This window comes from Butyrivibrio sp. FC2001, assembly GCF_000424125.1.
Taxonomy (GTDB): domain Bacteria; phylum Bacillota; class Clostridia; order Lachnospirales; family Lachnospiraceae; genus Butyrivibrio.
The window spans coordinates 49,924-67,098 of the sequence record NZ_AUJH01000015.1; the positions used below are offsets into that span (position 1 = coordinate 49,924).

The window sequence follows — 17,175 nt, forward strand, 5'->3', positions numbered from 1 at the left end:
GTTTGGAGGAGCTATGGTAAAGAATCAGGGGGCATACGATAATATTGCGAAAATCTATGACACGTTTGCCGTAACATCGAAGAGCAGATATGTCTATGTATACGATATTGAAAATGATATGGCCAAGTGGTCGGATAACGCCGTATCCTACTTTGGCCTTCCGGGAGAATACGTCTACAGAGCGGATAAGGTCTGGGAGGTTCACGTTCATCCAGAGGACAGAGCGACCTACAGAGAGCATCTTAAGACCGCGTTTGAGGGAAAACGCGTTAATCCCACCTTCGAGTACCGCGCCAAGAATAAGAACGGCGAATATGTGGCCTGCTCCTGCAGGGGCGTTGTCATTAAGGATTACTCTGGAAAAGCTGCTTTTTATGCCTGTTCCCTTATCAATAAGGGTATCGTGGACAACACGGATCCCATAACAGGCCTGGCCAACCACTACGAGATGTTCAACTACATGCACAAGCTGGAGAGTGAGAGGGAAAAGTACATTCTTCTCCTTGTTAACGTCATCGATTTTGGTGATATAAACAGGCTCTATGGCTACATGTTCGGAAACAGGATGCTGAAGCTGATGGCTGAATGGCTCCAGAACGAGGGCGGTGAAAAGGGACATGTATATCGCGGAGAGGGCACTATTTTAGGTCTTTGTACCGTGCAGATGGACCTGGATGAGGTGACAGCCCTCTATCAGCAGATGAGAAAGTTCGTCCGCCAGAATATGCAGATAGGCCCCAACAGGGTATCTGCGGAGCTTGGAGGCGGCGTGATTGTAGTTGATGAAGTGGGTATCGACGTTCATGCGGTCTACACCAGTGCAAAATATGCGCTGGCCCACTCCAAGACGGAGAAGCACGGAAATCTTATCATTTTCCATAATAACGAGCTTGAGTTTAACAAGAGTACCATTGAGCTGGTGGGAGCTGTAAGAGAGAGCGTTATTAACCATTACAGAGGCTTTTATTTAAACTACCAGCCCATAATATCTAAAAACGACGGTAAGCTCTGCGGAGCAGAGGTGCTCCTTCGCTGGAAAATGGACCCTTATGGCGATGTCTCACCCAGCGAGTTTGTGCCCTGGCTCGAGCAGGACAGCACCTTCTACCGACTTGGAAACTGGATTCTTGATAAAGCCATGAAGGATGGCCTTAAGATACTAAAAAAGCATCCGAACTTTTACCTGAGTATCAACCTTGCCTATGTGCAGCTTGAACGAAGTGAGTTCAGAACTACGATACTTGAGCTCCTAAGGATAAACAGGTTCCCAGGAACAGCGCTTTGTATCGAGCTTTCCAACGTATCAAGGGATATAAACTTTGACTACCTTAAGAGCCAGGTAATATTCCTTAAGTCCTGCGGAATAAGGATAGCCCTTGATGTTGTGGACTTTACCACACTGGATCTCGCCACAAGGCTTCCGATCAATATAATAAAGCTGGGACCCGAGATAACTGAGAATATAGGAAAGAACCCTCTTAGCAGGTACATGGCAGAGGCAATAACAGGCTTTGCGGCCAACATGAATATGAGCATCTGTGCGACGGGAGTAGAGAGCGCCGATACAGAGCACAGACTTTTCAAATATCCGGTTGACCTTTATCAGGGATATTACTACTCAAGACCGGTTGTTTTTGAAGAATTTGAAAATCTGCCATTATATAACAATTAAATGAGAGACCTAATATTAACTCGTTCTGATAAGTTAATAAACTTTTTATAAAATCCCTTTTTTGTGGAAGAAAAAAGGCTATAATCAGGATGAGTGAGTGTATGTGAAAGGTGGAAGAAGATGTAGACCATGTTTACCTATATTAAGCCTGAATTTATGATACATGCTTTTTGCAAGCAGCGGGACACAATACTTAAAGACCGCAATATTTGTGTTGCCAGATTAGGTGATCTCGCGGTAAACATGTCACTTATTGACGAGAATTCCTTTGCTCTTTCACTTGAGAATGTGAAAGATGGCTCGCAGTTTTCGGGACGTGCATTTAATATTAAAAGATCCAGCGAGGAAGACATTGTTCCTGTAGTTGAGGATCTTTTTAAGAAGATGCAGATCCTGCACGATCAGGCCGTATTTGATAAACGTGAGAGCATTTGGAAAATGTACGCCATGGACTGGCTTGAAAGTCAGGATATTTCCTTTGATGACTACATCGATAGCAGATTGTCACAACTGCCGGACAAGGAAGGTCTTCACTGGAAAAGTCTTGAGGATTATATAGCCACTGACTATCTCAATCTTGGTGCCACGATGCGGATAATCGCTAAATATTCGCAGAGTGAGGACGAAAAAGCCGAATACACCGACTTCGTTGCAAAGGACATAGTGGAGCTGAGACAGCACTATTCGCTGGCAGCAATGCAGCAGCAGTTTCAGGAGCACGATGACCGAATGGCACAGGTCAAGAAGTTTGCTTTCGGAGTTGAAGTTGAGGCTGAAAACAGAGATGAAGCCAGGGAGAAGCTTTTACAGCTTATTGGAAAAAATGCTGCGGGAGTAATTGTAAGAGGGTAACAGAATGTCACGAAATGCTATGTGGGGTAAGTGTTATGAGGAGAGTACTTAAAAAACTGAGTGCAGCGTTAATTGTTTTTGCGCTGGTTATATCGCTGGTTTCCATACCTGCAGCGGCTGCAAAGACCAATACAGGCATTAAGGAAGACCAGATGAATATAACGGTCGGACAGGATGAAGAAGGTAACACCACGGTTACCTACGGTAAGTATACATTCATCAGAAAGTATAACGGCTGGTACATCCCTGCGGCTTATATTTATAATGGCAGCGAGCTTGCTAATTTCCTTGATAAATCAGTAAGACGCACCAAGAGAACAAGTGTAAGATGCGACGGATTCCTGTTTGTGAAGGTTTCAGGTGGCTGGTATCGCCATGAGCTTCATATAAATGATGGAAGAACACTTGCAACTATTTTCAATAAGGCTGCCGGCATAAAGAGTACCTATGATCCGAACAATCTTAATTCGGACGATGCGACTACGACTACGCAGAATTAAGCGGTTGTTAATTTGGCTTGTTTATAGTAGTATTACTTGGTATGCGATGAAGCAGATAAAAAAGAATGTCTTTGGGCATTCTTTTTTCATGAGAACCCATTTGCTTCACTTGAAAATATAAGTATTTACGAGGTTATATATGTCCAAATACACTGAAAACAAGATGGGTGTAATGCCCGTAAAGCAACTGATCGTATCAATGTCACTTCCCATGATGGCATCGATGCTGGTACAGGCTCTTTACAATGTAGTTGATAGTATTTTCGTTGCGCAGATAGATGAGAGCGCACTTACTGCAGTTACCCTTGCGTTTCCGCTTCAGAACCTTATGATTGCTCTTGGTTCAGGTACCGGCGTCGGAATGAACGCGCTGCTTTCAAGATCCCTTGGTGAGAAGAATTTTGACAGAGCGGACAGAGCAGCTAACACAACACTGATGCTGACCCTGATCAATTATATTATATTCCTCTTTATAGGAATCTTTGTGGCAAAGCCCTTTTTGATGTCTCAGACAGATGATGCCAAGATACTTGAATACGGTATGTCATACGTTTCAATCATCTGCTGCTGCTCAATCGGACTGTTCTGCCAGATGACCTTTGAGAGAATGCTCCAGTCTACGGGAAGAACACTGTACAGTATGTATTCCCAGATGTCAGGAGCCATCATCAACATCGTAATGGACCCCATTCTTATCTTTGGTATGTTTGGACTTCCCAGGCTCGGAGTTGCAGGTGCAGCCCTTGCTACTGTTTTCGGACAGGTGGTTGGTTCACTGATAGGTCTTTACTGCAACAAGAGTCTTAACCCTGATATTCACCTCAGGACTTCACTGATATTCAAGCCAAGAGCAGATATTGTAAAAGAAATCTACTATGTAGGTGTTCCTTCAATTCTTATGATGTCCATAGGTTCACTTATGACCTACGCAATGAACATTATACTTATCACCTTCTCAACCACAGCAACTGCTGTATTTGGTGTTTACTTCAAGCTTCAGAGCTTTTTCTTCATGCCGGTATTCGGACTGAACAACGGACTTATTCCCGTTCTTGCTTACAACTTTGGAGCTAAAAAGAAAAAGAGGATCCGCGAAGCGCTCAGATTCTCAATGGCACTTGCTGCAACAATAATGATCATCGGAACAATTACATTCCAGCTTATTCCTGACAGACTCCTTGGGTTGTTCAACGCATCCCTTGAAATGATAAACGTCGGTAAGCCTGCGCTCAGGATCATAAGCCTCAGCTTCCCGATTGCAGGTATATGTATTGCGATGGGATCAGTGTTCCAGGCATTTTCAGAGAGTATTTACTCACTGGTTGTTTCCGTTGGACGTCAGCTAGTAGTTCTTATTCCTGCAGCATGGCTTCTTGCACAGACAGGTAATGTAAATATGGTATGGTGGGCCTTCCCTATTGCGGAGATCGCATCTTTCATCCTGTCAGGCTTCTTCTTTAAGAGAGTCTATGGCAAAAAGGTTCACACCTTGCCTGAAAACTAAATATTTAAACATGTATGATTTCAAGCGGTCAGGACGATACGGTCCTGGCCGCTTTCCATATTTTGCTGGGCGCAATAGTGCTTCGTATGTTATGATAGATACATGTTTTAGGGGATCATATTGCTGAATACAAACCCGTATGGGTATGTAAATAAAACAATAGGAGAAGAAGGTATGAAAGGTTTTGCGATGCTGAAAATCGGCGAAGTCGGTTGGATTGAGAAAGAGCGCCCGGTCTGCGGACCTATGGACGCTATCTGTAAGCCACTGGCAATCGCTATCTGTACATCAGATGTTCATACAGTATGGGAAGGCGCTGTAGGGGATCGCCACAACATGATTCTGGGACATGAGGGATGTGCAGAGGTTGTTGAAGTTGGTTCAATGGTTAAGGACTTCAAGCCCGGTGACAAGGTACTTGTTCCGGCTATTACTCCTGACTGGAACTCACTTGAAGCTCAGGGTGGTTACTCCATGCATTCAAACGGCATGCTCGCCGGCTGGAAGTTCTCTAACTTCAAGGATGGTCTTGATTCTGAATTTTTCCATGTAAACGATGCAGATGGTAATCTGGCACACATGCCTGAGGGAATGAGCCTTGAGGATGCTTGTATGCTGTCCGATATGGTTCCCACAGGATTCCACGGCGTAGAGCTTGCTGACGTTCAGTTCGGTGATACTGTTCTCGTTATCGGTATCGGACCTGTTGGTCTTATGTCAGTTGCAGGTGTTCACATGCGCGGTGCATCCCGTATCCTGGCAGTTGGTACACGTCCTAAGTGCGTAGAGATCGCTAAGTACTATGGTGCAGATGATTTCATCAGCTACAAGAACGGCAGCATCGAGGATCAGGTTATGGAGCTCACAGACGGCAAGGGTGTTGACCGCGTTGTTGTTGCAGGCGGTACTGTTAAGACCTTTGAGTCTGCTATCAAGTCTCTTAAGCCCGGCGGAAAGATCGGTAACGTTAACTACCTTGGAAGCGGTGACTTTGTTACTATTCCTCGTGTTGAGTGGGGTGTTGGTATGGGGCACAAGCAGATCAACGGTGGTCTGATGCCCGGCGGACGTCTCCGTATGGAGAAGCTCGGTGCACTTGTTTCATCAGGAAAACTTGATGTAAGCAAGCTTTCAACTCACGTATTCCACGGCTGGGAGCACATTCCGGAGGCTCTGCAGCTCATGAAGGATAAGCCTGCTGATCTTATTAAGCCGGTTGTTATTCTTGATAATCAGCCATAAAAAATTAAGGTGGGAGCGGCCCTGTGCCGCTCCTTCTGTTGAGGTTATATGAATATTCTTATAGTGTCCGGTTTTTTAGGTGCCGGCAAAACTACTTTTATAAAAGAACTCATCCGCCGTACAGGCACGAATCCTGTTATCCTTGAAAATGAATATGGCGATAACAGCATAGATGCAGGTGAATTAAGGAGCACAGATACAGGGGAGAAGAAGCTGGAGGTTCTGGAATTCATGGAAGGATGCGTATGCTGCACCATGAAGGACAGCTTTGTTAACTCTGTTCTAACGGTTTTTTCAGGACTATCTCCCGAGTACCTGGTCATTGAGCCCACCGGAGTCGGGAAACTTGGCAACATCATAAATAACTTAAAGCCTATACTTGTTGGGAACGTAACACTGCTTGACCCTATCGTGGTCATTGCTCCAAGGAGCTACAGGCAGAACATGAGCGAGTTTGAAACTCTGTACAAGGATCAGATAGCAAATGCCAAAACGGTGGTATTTTCAAAATGCGAAAGCGAGTCACCCGAAGTTCTGGAGGAGACAAAAGCTGCGATAAAGAAGATAAACCCGGAGGCAGATATCTTAGATGGCCATTACACCCTGCAAAGTGATGAGTGGTGGAAGGGGCTTATGTCGCTTTCATCAGAGGGCATCGAAGTAACAGAGACAGGGGATGATACGAGCAGGTTTTCTCAGATCACGATAGATAGTGCAGTGATGGAGAATCCCGCACAGCTCATATCCCTTTTAGAGGACTGCCTTAGAGGAGAATTCGGACATGTGGTCCGCGCCAAGGGAACGATACCTGTTGGCAATGAGATGCTTCGCTTTGACCTGGCAGACGGGCTTTACACCATCGCGGATTCACCCATGGATTCCAACCAGTGCGTATTTATTGGCGAATACCTTGATAAAAACCGTATCTGCCGGCGTCTTGGAACTTTTCCCAAGGGGAAAAATGTGGCCTTTGCAAGGAATTATGTAAACAGACAGAAGTTGCAACTGCCTATATCGCAATAAAAAGGAAAAGACGCTGCTGATGGAAGTAATAAACTACTCAGCAACGTCTTCTCTATATTAGAAAATAATCTAAAAGGGCGTTAATAATATATAAATATAACAAATGCCTATATAAGAATAGTATAATGCAATATTTCTATTTGCGTTCCTGTGAAGCCTTGAACTTTGCAAAGTCGATAATCTCTCTGCGGGCTTCTTTACTTAGCTTGGAAAAATAGAAGAGCATCTGAATCTCATCGGAGCTGAACTTATCGAACTTCTTTGATGAGCCATAGGAAGAAAGCTCTGCTTCTTCGAGAGTTCGCTCAGTCTTTTCGGGCGCATCATAATAGATATCATTATCCAAAGGAATACACAGCTTCAACAGCTCGTCTGTAGTAAGCCCATAGAAATTGGCTAACTTGTAGACTATTGGAGTGCTGGGAATGCGCTTGCCACTTTCATATTGCTGATAAGTAGGCTGCTTGACATCAATGTTTGATGCTATGTAAGTCTGTGTATAGCCGTGGGCTTTGCGAAGCTCCTTAAGCTTTTTTCCAATTTGTGTACTAGCGTCTTTCATCCAAAATGTCTCCTATAAAGACATTTTATACAAAAAACGTGAAGTTATTATATAGTATGCTATATAATTATAGGCAAATGAAATATTTTATACTCCCTACTTTCCGTTTTTCCTTCGCTCTTTTTCGGGATGAGCCGCATAATAGCAATAAGAAACGGGCAGCCCTTAAATAGAGCAGCCCGCAGCTATACACACCAATATTTAAATGTCCTCGAGATCATAGCTTATCTCAAGAAGAGGCTTTAGAATGGCGGTATTTACCAAATATTTAGGCTTTTTTAATACATCAGAGTCACCTGATAACGTATGATTTAAGAAGGGGAAGAAAGGGTTGGTAATTCTTATGATAAGAACACTTCTAAGAAGAATTGGCGTTATGGCATTAACGGTATCGCTTCTACCTGCCTTTATCAGCTTTGGAAACGAAGAGTGGACAGACTGGACTGAGGCCATCGATCACATTGATGATTGATGTGTTATGAAAAATAATGGATAGCAGTTTTAAAATAACAAGGCCCTGTCTACGATATGCAGACAGGGCTTTTAATATGGCTGTTATTTATCAATTCGTTTCAGGGAGTCTCTCTCAGCGACGATAAGGAGCTGATCGGAAGCACGCAGCTCTCTCTTGGGATCTGCTGTTATCCAGTGACCACCTTCCTTGATAGCTACGACATTGACGTTGTATTTCTGACGGATGTTGAGCTCTATGAGGTTCTTACCAACCCACTTATCCATGGGATTCATTTCAACCATGGACAGAGAGTTATCTACCTGAAAATAATCCAGGAAGGTATCGGAGGAGAGGATCCTTGCTGATTGTTTTCCACCGTATTCCTCAGGAATGATGACCTTGTCGGCACCGATTTTTTCAAGAATGGAAGTCATTCTGTCAGAGGAACTCTTGGCTACAATAAGCGGAACGCCTTCTTCCTTCGCAACCGCAACTGACATGATGCTGGCTGCAAGATTGCGGCTCATTGCCACAACTACAATATCAAGATTCTTAAGACCGAGGTTTTTAACTTCGTCTTCGTTTGAGAGGTCTGCACAGATTGCAGAAGTGGCGAAGTGTGAAGATTCCTTCAGCTTATCCTCATCAATATCTGCTATCAGGACATCGGAGCCCATGTCGTACATGCTCTGAGCAAGGCTGAGTCCATATTTTCCAAGTCCGAGAACTGCTATTGATTTTCTCATTTTAATACTCCTATAAAATATTATCTGATTCAAAATCCATTATCGTGGATTAACCCACAAAGAATTTGCCTTCTACATATCTGCGCTGATTCTTAGGCTTGCTTCTTCCTGCAAAGAAGATCGCCATGGAGATGGGACCTATTCTTCCAAGATACATGCAGACTATGATGATGAGTCGGCCTGCGGTATTAAGCGTTGTGGTGAGATCTCTTGTGAGACCGACAGTAGCAAGGGCGCTTATAACCTCGAAAAATGCATCTTGCAGATTAACAGTATTAGTTGCATCCAGCATCAGTGTAAATACAAGAACTGAAAACATACTTACGTACATGATGACGGAGGCCTTTCTCATGGATTCATCACTTACTTTTCTGTTGAAGATTATGTTGGAATCTTCGGATTTAATATAAGTGATTATTCCCATCATAGCAAGGAAAAAGGTCACGGTCTTAATACCGCCGGCAGTTCCTATGGGGGAGCCACCGATAAACATGAGAATGTAGGCTGCAACACAGGAGGTATTAGACAGTCCTGCCTGTGAAAATGAAGCAAAGCCCGCCGTTCTGAAGGTGACTGATTCAAAAAGGCTGTTGGTCAGCTTATCAAAAAGAGTCATGTCCTTAAGGGTCAGAGGATTGTTATATTCCGCAAAAAATATGGTGATCCAGCCAACCATTATAAGAATAAATGTAAATGACAATACAAGCTTTGTGTGCTCACTGAATCTTGCAAAAATCTGTGAGGGGAGGAACCGTTTTTGTACACCGCGCTTTACAATGCTTGCAAGATCAAACCACACTACATAGCCAAGGCCTCCGAGAATTATGAGTGCCATTGTGTTAAAAAGAACCAGTGGATTTGATGAGTAGCTCATAAGGCTGTCGGAGCCAAGGATATCTATGCCGGCGTTACAGAAGGCGGATATGGAATTGAAAAATGAATACCATACACCCACAGGTCCAAACCTCGGAACAAAGGCAAAGCAATAGATAACAGCGCCAAGAAGCTCTATGGAAAAGGTGCCCTTGAAGATTTTTACAAGGACCTTCAGAATTCCTGAATCCGTATCGAGGTTAAGGGAATCCTGAAGCATTTTCCTTTCACTGAGGGAGAACTTCTTCCGGGACAGGAGCATTATCATGGAGATGACGGTGATGATACCAAAACCTCCGATCTGTATAAGAAACAGAATAACTACATGTCCGAAGGTGCTCCAGTAGCTGGAGGTATCAACTACCGTCAGTCCGGTAACGCAGACGGAGGTAGTCGCGGTAAAAAGTGCTGTGACAAAATTCGTCCAGGTTCCGTCAGCAGATGAGATCGGCAGTGTCAGTAAAAAAGCACCAAAAAGAATTGCCACCAGAAAGCTCAGCGGAATCAATCTCATGGATGATATTCTTGATAAATTCATATGTATAATATCCTCTTTTTTGAACGGGTATTTCAATCGGCTGTATTCCTATAGCACAGCTTTTTCCCAAAAATCATTACATCAGTATATTACAAGCATTTGTATGTGACAACAACTAAATAAAATCAGTGCAAATATAGAGAAAATCCGTGGGCTTGCTCTTGGCAGCAGCATGTTGTGTTTACTATAATAAAGTCTATGGGTGTTTTGTTTTTTGATATAAAAATGACACTAAAACAGGCTTTAAGAATTAAAAGGAATGTGGAAAGTGAGGCAAAATGCACTTTGTTGATGCTAAGGGAATACTGACCACAAGCGGTGGAGGCTGTGGGATGAATATCTATCGTGGCTGCACTCACGGCTGTATCTATTGTGACAGCAGGAGTAAGTGCTATCAGTTTACGCATCCCTTTGAAGATATCGAGGTTAAGCAGAATGCACCGCAGCTTCTTGAGGCAGCTCTTAAGTCCAAGAGAAAGAAGTGCATGATCGGAACAGGTTCCATGTCTGATCCCTATATGCACTGCGAGATGGAGCTGGGACTTACAAGGAAGTGCCTTGCGATAATAAGGGACTACGAGTTTGGTCTTGCTATTCAGACAAAGTCCGACAGGATCCTTAGGGATATCGATCTTCTTGAAGAAATAAACAGGAAGGCAAAATGTGTGGTCCAGATAACGCTGACGACCTTTGATGATGAGCTGTGCAGTATCTTAGAGCCAAATGTATGTAATACAAAGAGGCGAATTGAGGTCCTTAAGGAGATGCAAAGGCGGGGGATTCCTACCATAGTATGGCTGACACCGATTCTTCCCTTTATAAATGACACCAGAGATAACGTGGGGCAGATACTTGATGCCTGCGTGGATGCCGGGGTTAAGGGAATCATAGATTTCGGAATGGGACTGACACTCAGGGAAGGCGACAGAGAGTATTACTATGAAGCTTTGGATAGGCATTTTCCCGGACTGAAAAAGAAATATATTGAGAGCTACGGTAATTCCTATGAGCTGCCAAGCCCGAATTCAAAGGAGCTGATGGCACTTCTCAGGAAGGTGTGCAGGGAAAATGATATGCTCTATAAACCGGATGACTGCTTTAACTATATGCATGAGCTTCCGGAAAAATATCAGCAGATGAGCTTATTTTGATGTAACGAATTGATAATTATTCGGACTTATATATGTATGGCTGTTGTTGATGTGAGGAATTGCAACGGCCTTTCAAAGAAGGATATTTTAAGAAGGATTGGATGATGATTTTTTATCTTGTAAGACATGGGCAGACAGACTGGAATCTTGAAACCAGGCTCCAGGGACATGCAAATATTCCCATGAATGCTGACGGCATTTTACAGATGAATAACCTTGCGGATAAGATGGCTGGCATCGGACTTAAGGTAGATGCCATGATTTCAAGCCCTCTGGACAGAGCAGGAGAGAGTGCCCGCATCATCGCAGACAAGATCGGATTTACCGGTGACATTATAACGGACCCTGCTTTTATTGAGAGAGATTTTGGGAAGCTTGAGGGTGTAGACTGGAACTCTGGCGTTGACTTTGAAGATCCGCAGTACGGTGTTGAAGGCTATGAGGCTTTATGCGAGAGGGCAGGAAAGGCACTTCATAAGTATTCATTTTCCAAGGATGCCAGAGTGATGATAGTATCCCACGGTGCATTCCTGACTGCGCTTCGTGATGTGCTGTCAGATTACAAGATGAATTATTGGGACAGAGAATATCCGATTATTCAGGGCAATGCCTTATGTGTTGAGGTGGAAGAGGGGAAGGAAGCCGGGTTTAGGATTCTTTTTCCGGTGTGACAGGTAGACCCAGGTAGGGCAAGCCGCTTACGCGGTGGCTGGGAAGCACCTCTGGCTCAGAATCTAAGAACAATCAGGGCTGTGGGGATCGGGCGTTACGTCGGGAGGAAGAATTATTACATTCTGGTTCATCTGCGGGAGTAACTTTTCGGTTGCCGTTACGTCTATGCGCGAACAAGTTAGAATACCGGTTGCACGGATGAATTGATATATTAAGGAGTGTTCAGTCTATGAGGGAGGATTTTCCCATATTGGTTCATTTGCGGGAAAAACTTCACGGTTGATGTTACGTCTATTCGCGAACAAATTAGTTCACCGGTTGCAAGCCACCAGAAACCAAGGCATGTTATGTACGCCGGTAGAAAAGAAAAATAGAGAATTGACGTAAAGGTTAATATAAGATGATCATTAAGGTCAACCCAAAAAGAAATAGAATGTATATAGACTGAATTGTAATACTAGAAATAATTACTGGAGGAAAAAATGAATTACAGATTAGGAAGACTTGAAGATGTAGAAGAGATCAGCAGGATGGTAGACTCCGCGAAGGAGCTTATGTCCTCACAGGGGATAGAGCAATGGGATGAGATTTATCCTGCAAAGGAAGATTTTGAGTATGATATAAAGAAACAGACATTATATGTGGTAATTGATGATGACAATCTCGATTCGGAAGAAAGTAGTGCTGATACAAATAATGAGAAGCTAACAGACAGCAATCTTGCTGCAATCTACGTTATAAGTACAGAGTCTGACGATGCCTACAACAATGCCAGCTGGGAGTATGACAACGCCTGCATAATTCACAGATTGTGCGTGGCTCCGGGACAGCAGAACAAGGGAATAGGTAAAAAGCTTCTTGATAAAATCGAGGGTCAGCTGGTGGATATGGGATTTGATTCCGTGAGGCTTGACGTCTTTTCAGAGAATCCATTCGCACTGAGGCTCTATGAAAAGAATGGCTACGAGAAGCGCGGACATGCGGACTGGAGAAAAGGCAGATTCTATCTTATGGAGAAGAAGATAGTATAAACGTTGAAAGTTCATATAAGTCATAGAGTAGATAACAGATAATCAGGCATAAATAAAATGGGGGATTTCATGCTGAGTTTATACACACCAAAATATGAGGATCTGTGGTTTAAAAAGACCATGATGGAGGACGAGGAGACCATGTCCTACAACCACACCTGGGGCGGGACGGTTCCGTTTCCCAAGAAGAAGTGGCAGGGCTGGTATGACCACTGGATCGTTAATCATGAGAACAGAAGGTTTTACAGATATTTGAAAAATGAGGAGGGAGAGCTGGTTGGCGAGATAGCCTACCGCTTTGACGACATTCTCCGGGGATTTGTCACAGATGTGATAATCCATGCAAAGTACAGAGGTAGGGGCTACGGCAGTGAAGGTCTGGATATGCTGTGCCAGTCAGCAAAGGAAAATGGCATCGAAATTCTTTTTGATGATATCGCGATCGATAACCCTTCCGTAGAGATGTTCCTTAGACATGGTTTCACAGAGGAAACACGAACAGAGCAGATTGTTCTTGTAAAAAAAGAACTTTAAAATTTTGAAAGGCTAGATATGAAATACACAGACATTACAAATAAAGAACTAGAAGAAGTTGTAAATAAATATGTTGAATACTATAACGGCCAGGAGGAGGGTTGCTGGACCTACGAAACTGCTTACACAAGAATTCATCAGGTAATGACAACGAATGGTGCGAAGTGCCTGGTTCAGTATGATGATAACGGCAACATGACAGGCTTCGTCATGGGCTATTACAAGCAGTACGATGACATCCTTGCATATTTCCTTGAGGAGATCGTGATCTTTGATGGCTATCAGGGAAAGGGCTACGGCTCACAGTTCCTTGCTGAGCTTGAGAAGCTTGTTAAGGAAAACGGCGCAGAGCATATCGAATTTTTATCAGTAAACGATGAGCACCACATGCACTTCTATGAAAAAGCCGGATATTATGCTGCGAACAATTTCGCGATCATGGGAAAGCACTGGGAGAATGAAAAGTGTGAGAAAGCTGAAAGGTTCCAAATTCGTGAAGTGACTGAACCTGAGGAAAAGCAGAAAATTGCAAGGCTTATTCTTGAAGCGCTTACGGACTGGTTTGGAATTCCAGAGAGCAGAGAGGAATACATTGTTACAAGCGCAGACAAGATTTTCTTTGCAGCCTTTGATGGTGACAAGCCGGTGGGCTTTATCACCCTTACTGAAACAGGAAAAAGCACAGCAGAAATCTATGTAATGGGCGTTTTAAAGGAGTATCACAGAGATGGAATTGGAAGAAGGCTTTTTGCCAGGCTTAAGGAAAAGGCAGTGTTCCAGGGCTATGAATTTTTGCAGGTTAAGACAGTGCAGATGGGAAAATACGATGATTATGATGACACCAATCGTTTCTATTTGTCACTTGGCTTTAAGGAATTTGAGGTGTTTCCGCTTCTCTGGGACGAGGCTAATCCCTGCCAGATATATGTGATGGCACTTTAAAAACTGTTTGATTTTGAGGGGTAAGAGATATGAAAATAGCATGGTTTTGCATACCTGCATACGGGCACACCAATCCTACATTGGGCCTTGTCAAAGCGCTGACCGAAGCTGGACATACGATATATTATTTTTCTTTTGAGATGTTCAGGGAAAAGCTTGAAGATGCCGGAGCGATTTTCTTTCCATGTGATGGATATGATTTCAATATGGAGGATAAGGAAAACGCAGACCGCGTCGGAAAGGATAAGGCCTTTGCGGTTGAGCTTCTCGTATCATCCACCCTTGCTCTTGATGAGATGGTTACTGAGAAAATTGAGGAGCTTAAGCCTGATGTAATAGTTGCAGACTCTGTCGCTTATTGGGGAAAGCTTGCTGCCATGAAGCACGGACTTCCGTTTATCTGCTCCACAACGACCTTCGCCTTCAACAGATACTCTGCAAAGTATATGAAGCATGGTCTTGGAGAAAACTTGAAAATGATAGTTGAGATGCCTAAGGTAAATAAGCAGATTAAGCGTCTTCAGGATAAGGGCTATCCGATAAAAGGACTTCTGGACATTGTTCAGAACGACAACGATACAAACACTATTGTTTATACGTCGAAGTACTTCCAGCCCTGCTCGGAGACCTTCTCGGACAGATACCATTTTGTAGGCCCTTCCATCAGACCTATCACGGACGAGTTCAAAAAAACCGCGGAGAAGACGGTTTATATTTCCATGGGCACCATTAATCAGAACCGCGATTTTTACAGGAACTGCATTGATGTGTTTGGAAAAACTGATTACCAGGTGATCTTCTCAATGGGAACAAATACGGATCACTTTGACAATCTCCCTGACAACATCGAGATTTATGAGAGTGTCGATCAGATGGCTGTTTTGTCTATTGCAGATGCCTTCATTACTCACTGCGGTATGAACTCTGCATCCGAAGGACTGTATTTTGGCGTTCCGCTTATTCTTTTCCCGCAGACTCCCGAGCAGGATGCTGTGGCAAAAAGAGCAGAGGAGCTGGATGCAGGACTAAGGCTTCCTTCAATTGAAAAGGACGACATTTTCAAAAGTGTCACAAGAATTATAAAGGAAAAGAGCTTTAAAGAAGGAGCAGAAAAGGTTTCGGAAAGCTTTAAGCAATCCGGCGGAATCGCAGAAGCTGTCGCTTTTATCGAACAGATAGGCAGCTAAATGGTCCCAGGGGACGGGGTTGGTGGTCCATCGAGCTTCGGAATGGCCCTAGGGGACGGGGTTGGTGGTTCATTTTTTAAAAATATTTTGTATCTTCATCAAATCTTTATTTTTTCCTCATATTCTATTTTCAGGATAAATCTTGGAAAAAGAAAGAAGGGGATTAAAAATGGAAATGATGCTTCAGACTAATGAACTTACTAAGAAATTCAAAAAGCAGATAGCTGTAAATAAAGTTTCACTTAACATACCAAAGGCCTGTGTGTACGGACTCCTGGGGCCAAACGGCGCCGGGAAGTCCACCACATTGAAAATGATCACAGGCATCTTAAAGTCTACAAGCGGAGAAATCATCTATGACGGGAAGCCCTGGAACAGAGGCGTGCTTGATGAAATCGGCGCCCTGATAGAGAATCCGCCTATCTATGAAAATCTCACAGCAAGAGAAAATCTTGAAGTCAGAGCAATTCTTCTTGGAGTTGATAAAAGCAGAATTGACGAAGCCCTGAAAACTGTCTCACTTGAAAATACAGGAAAAAAGAGGGCAGGCCAGTTTTCACTCGGAATGAAACAAAGACTCGGAATTGCACTGGCACTTCTTGGAAATCCTAAGCTTCTGATATTGGACGAGCCCACAAACGGTCTTGATCCCATAGGAATCGAGGAACTGAGGGAGCTCATTCGCTCATTCCCGAAGAAGGGAATCACAGTGATCCTGTCAAGCCACATTTTATCTGAGGTTCAGCTTACAGCAGATTATGTTGGAATAATCTCAGACGGAGTTTTGGGATACGAAGGAAAGTTGCAGCAGGGTGAGAATCTTGAGGAGCTTTTCATGGATGTTGTGAGGAAAAATCAGAAGCTTGCGCATACAGCGTAAGCAGTAGCGGCTTAGTGGAAGCTACAGAAATTCTGGTGAAACAAGACTATTGAGAATTTGGAAAGGTTGGTGGAGAAGTTGTTTAAAATCGTAAAGGCAGAATTTTTAAAATCTAGAAGAACCATGGGCAGCAGGCTCATTTTTGCATTTCCTGTTATTGCTCTTGCTATGGCGTTTGTGCTGACAGTAGGGATGATAAATTCATATTCGGAGAGCGCCTGGAACTGGTGGTATACACTGCTTCTTCCGGGTATGCTGGCAATCGTAAGTTATCTCTCAGTTGTCAGGGAGAGGAAGACTGGATACTACAATCTCAAAACACTTTCTACAGATAAGAGAGTGCTGATGCTTGGAAAAATTGTTTACTTAGGATGCCTTATTTTTATTTCAAATATGCTCCTGTTCATCGGGGCACTCCTTGGAGGAAAGCTCTTAACTACAAGTGTTCCGGCTCTTGGTGCAGCGGCAGCAGTAGTCGTTCTTACAATCGTTGAGCTGTGGCAGATTCCGCTGTTTTTATTCTTAAGTGAAAAGTTCGGAATGATAGCAGAGCTTGTAATCTGCCTTGGAATCACAGTTTTTGGAATTATAGCAGCGCCCTCAGGAAAATGGTTTTTCTTTGTATCTGCGATCCCGATGAGAGTTGTTACTCCTCTTTTACATGTGCTCCCCAATGGCTTAAGGGCAGAGGCAGGTAATCCTTTACTTGATGCAGGAGTGATCCTTCCGGGAATCATTATTTCAATATTCTGGTTTGTAGCTTTAAGCTTTCTGTATCTTAACTGGTTTGAAAAAAGAGAGGTGAAGTAAAG

19 protein-coding genes are annotated in these 17,175 nt (G+C 43.5%); 16 read left to right on the plus strand and 3 right to left on the minus strand.

The features are described from left to right. The first annotated feature begins 13 nt into the window (after positions 1-13). From G601_RS0109100 to G601_RS22655, 6 genes are all read left to right on the plus strand, one after another. On the plus strand, positions 14-1,672 hold the full coding sequence (locus G601_RS0109100) for a sensor domain-containing phosphodiesterase (RefSeq protein ID WP_026665147.1): 1,659 nt from the start codon (positions 14-16) through the stop codon (positions 1,670-1,672). 129 nt (positions 1,673-1,801) lie between these two features. Next, positions 1,802-2,524, plus strand: coding sequence for a hypothetical protein (locus G601_RS0109105; RefSeq protein WP_026491931.1), 723 nt, complete (start codon positions 1,802-1,804; stop codon positions 2,522-2,524). Positions 2,525-2,559: 35 nt separating this feature from the next. Next, complete coding sequence (locus G601_RS0109110) at positions 2,560-3,024, plus strand: hypothetical protein (RefSeq protein WP_026665148.1); 465 nt, start codon at positions 2,560-2,562, stop codon at positions 3,022-3,024. Between the two features lie 139 nt (positions 3,025-3,163). Next, on the plus strand, positions 3,164-4,528 hold the full coding sequence (locus tag G601_RS0109115; RefSeq protein WP_026665149.1) for an MATE family efflux transporter: 1,365 nt from the start codon (positions 3,164-3,166) through the stop codon (positions 4,526-4,528). A gap of 174 nt (positions 4,529-4,702) precedes the next feature. Then, a complete protein-coding gene (locus G601_RS0109120) occupies positions 4,703-5,770 on the plus strand; it encodes an NAD(P)-dependent alcohol dehydrogenase (RefSeq protein WP_026491934.1) in 1,068 nt (355 codons plus the stop codon). A gap of 48 nt (positions 5,771-5,818) precedes the next feature. After that, positions 5,819-6,793 carry a GTP-binding protein gene (locus tag G601_RS22655; RefSeq protein ID WP_051205704.1) on the plus strand — a complete coding sequence of 325 codons (975 nt, stop codon included), beginning with the start codon at positions 5,819-5,821 and terminating at the stop codon, positions 6,791-6,793. Between the two features lie 136 nt (positions 6,794-6,929). Here G601_RS22655 and G601_RS0109130 read toward each other — a convergent pair whose 3' ends face one another. Further along, complete coding sequence (locus tag G601_RS0109130) at positions 6,930-7,355, minus strand: helix-turn-helix transcriptional regulator (protein ID WP_026665150.1); 426 nt, start codon at positions 7,353-7,355, stop codon at positions 6,930-6,932. Between the two features lie 343 nt (positions 7,356-7,698). Between G601_RS0109130 and G601_RS27090 the strand changes: the two genes are divergently transcribed. Next, the gene (locus G601_RS27090; RefSeq protein ID WP_255346194.1) at positions 7,699-7,827 is read left to right on the plus strand and encodes a hypothetical protein; all 129 of its coding nucleotides are present in this window, start codon (positions 7,699-7,701) and stop codon (positions 7,825-7,827) included. 83 nt (positions 7,828-7,910) lie between these two features. On the opposite strand, the gene G601_RS0109140 is transcribed toward G601_RS27090, so the two are convergent. Together G601_RS0109140 and G601_RS0109145 are read right to left on the minus strand one after the other, a co-directional pair. Beyond that, on the minus strand, positions 7,911-8,555 hold the full coding sequence (locus G601_RS0109140) for a potassium channel family protein (RefSeq protein ID WP_026665151.1): 645 nt from the start codon (positions 8,553-8,555) through the stop codon (positions 7,911-7,913). A gap of 49 nt (positions 8,556-8,604) precedes the next feature. Then, complete coding sequence (locus tag G601_RS0109145) at positions 8,605-9,966, minus strand: TrkH family potassium uptake protein (RefSeq protein ID WP_026665152.1); 1,362 nt, start codon at positions 9,964-9,966, stop codon at positions 8,605-8,607. Positions 9,967-10,244: 278 nt separating this feature from the next. Between G601_RS0109145 and G601_RS0109150 the strand changes: the two genes are divergently transcribed. The 9 genes from G601_RS0109150 to G601_RS0109190 all read left to right on the plus strand — a co-directional run bounded on the left by G601_RS0109150 (position 10,245) and on the right by G601_RS0109190 (position 17,173). Further along, entirely contained in the window at positions 10,245-11,117 is an 873-nt protein-coding gene (locus G601_RS0109150) for an SPL family radical SAM protein (protein WP_026665153.1), read from the plus strand. A gap of 101 nt (positions 11,118-11,218) precedes the next feature. After that, positions 11,219-11,788 carry a histidine phosphatase family protein gene (locus tag G601_RS24945; protein ID WP_051205705.1) on the plus strand — a complete coding sequence of 190 codons (570 nt, stop codon included), beginning with the start codon at positions 11,219-11,221 and terminating at the stop codon, positions 11,786-11,788. Between the two features lie 483 nt (positions 11,789-12,271). Then, positions 12,272-12,820 carry a GNAT family N-acetyltransferase gene (locus tag G601_RS0109160; protein WP_026665154.1) on the plus strand — a complete coding sequence of 183 codons (549 nt, stop codon included), beginning with the start codon at positions 12,272-12,274 and terminating at the stop codon, positions 12,818-12,820. A gap of 69 nt (positions 12,821-12,889) precedes the next feature. Further along, on the plus strand, positions 12,890-13,354 hold the full coding sequence (locus tag G601_RS0109165) for a GNAT family N-acetyltransferase (protein ID WP_026491941.1): 465 nt from the start codon (positions 12,890-12,892) through the stop codon (positions 13,352-13,354). A gap of 18 nt (positions 13,355-13,372) precedes the next feature. Then, entirely contained in the window at positions 13,373-14,296 is a 924-nt protein-coding gene (locus tag G601_RS27215) for a GNAT family N-acetyltransferase (RefSeq protein WP_330368826.1), read from the plus strand. A gap of 29 nt (positions 14,297-14,325) precedes the next feature. Further along, positions 14,326-15,483 carry a macrolide family glycosyltransferase gene (locus tag G601_RS0109175; RefSeq protein ID WP_026665156.1) on the plus strand — a complete coding sequence of 386 codons (1,158 nt, stop codon included), beginning with the start codon at positions 14,326-14,328 and terminating at the stop codon, positions 15,481-15,483. After that, positions 15,484-15,675, plus strand: coding sequence for a hypothetical protein (locus tag G601_RS0109180; RefSeq protein ID WP_026665157.1), 192 nt, complete (start codon positions 15,484-15,486; stop codon positions 15,673-15,675). Further along, entirely contained in the window at positions 15,653-16,363 is a 711-nt protein-coding gene (locus tag G601_RS0109185; RefSeq protein WP_026491945.1) for a lantibiotic protection ABC transporter ATP-binding protein, read from the plus strand. Before G601_RS0109180 ends, G601_RS0109185 begins: the two co-directional genes overlap by 23 nt. A 69-nt stretch (positions 16,364-16,432) precedes the next feature. Further along, positions 16,433-17,173: a lantibiotic immunity ABC transporter MutE/EpiE family permease subunit gene (locus G601_RS0109190; RefSeq protein WP_255346195.1), complete on the plus strand. Its 741-nt coding sequence runs from the start codon at positions 16,433-16,435 to the stop codon at positions 17,171-17,173. Positions 17,174-17,175: the final 2 nt, after the last annotated feature.

Bases quoted from the DNA above. Each gene is read 5' to 3' on its own strand.
- G601_RS0109160 (WP_026665154.1), top strand. From the start codon at position 12,272: ATGAATTACAGATTAGGAAGACTTGAAGATGTAGAAGAGATCAGCAGG.
- G601_RS0109115 (WP_026665149.1), top strand. From the start codon at position 3,164: ATGTCCAAATACACTGAAAACAAGATGGGTGTAATGCCCGTAAAGCAA.
- G601_RS0109110 (WP_026665148.1), top strand. From the start codon at position 2,560: ATGAGGAGAGTACTTAAAAAACTGAGTGCAGCGTTAATTGTTTTTGCG.
- G601_RS0109105 (WP_026491931.1), top strand. From the start codon at position 1,802: ATGTTTACCTATATTAAGCCTGAATTTATGATACATGCTTTTTGCAAG.
- G601_RS0109165 (WP_026491941.1), top strand. From the start codon at position 12,890: ATGCTGAGTTTATACACACCAAAATATGAGGATCTGTGGTTTAAAAAG.
- G601_RS27090 (WP_255346194.1), top strand. From the start codon at position 7,699: ATGATAAGAACACTTCTAAGAAGAATTGGCGTTATGGCATTAACGGTA.
- G601_RS24945 (WP_051205705.1), top strand. From the start codon at position 11,219: ATGATGATTTTTTATCTTGTAAGACATGGGCAGACAGACTGGAATCTT.
- G601_RS0109185 (WP_026491945.1), top strand. From the start codon at position 15,653: ATGGAAATGATGCTTCAGACTAATGAACTTACTAAGAAATTCAAAAAG.
- G601_RS22655 (WP_051205704.1), top strand. From the start codon at position 5,819: ATGAATATTCTTATAGTGTCCGGTTTTTTAGGTGCCGGCAAAACTACT.
- G601_RS0109100 (WP_026665147.1), top strand. From the start codon at position 14: ATGGTAAAGAATCAGGGGGCATACGATAATATTGCGAAAATCTATGAC.
- G601_RS0109180 (WP_026665157.1), top strand. From the start codon at position 15,484: ATGGTCCCAGGGGACGGGGTTGGTGGTCCATCGAGCTTCGGAATGGCC.
- G601_RS0109140 (WP_026665151.1), bottom strand. From the start codon at position 8,555: ATGAGAAAATCAATAGCAGTTCTCGGACTTGGAAAATATGGACTCAGC.
- G601_RS0109120 (WP_026491934.1), top strand. From the start codon at position 4,703: ATGAAAGGTTTTGCGATGCTGAAAATCGGCGAAGTCGGTTGGATTGAG.
- G601_RS0109130 (WP_026665150.1), bottom strand. From the start codon at position 7,355: ATGAAAGACGCTAGTACACAAATTGGAAAAAAGCTTAAGGAGCTTCGC.
- G601_RS27215 (WP_330368826.1), top strand. From the start codon at position 13,373: ATGAAATACACAGACATTACAAATAAAGAACTAGAAGAAGTTGTAAAT.
- G601_RS0109145 (WP_026665152.1), bottom strand. From the start codon at position 9,966: ATGAATTTATCAAGAATATCATCCATGAGATTGATTCCGCTGAGCTTT.
- G601_RS0109150 (WP_026665153.1), top strand. From the start codon at position 10,245: ATGCACTTTGTTGATGCTAAGGGAATACTGACCACAAGCGGTGGAGGC.
- G601_RS0109175 (WP_026665156.1), top strand. From the start codon at position 14,326: ATGAAAATAGCATGGTTTTGCATACCTGCATACGGGCACACCAATCCT.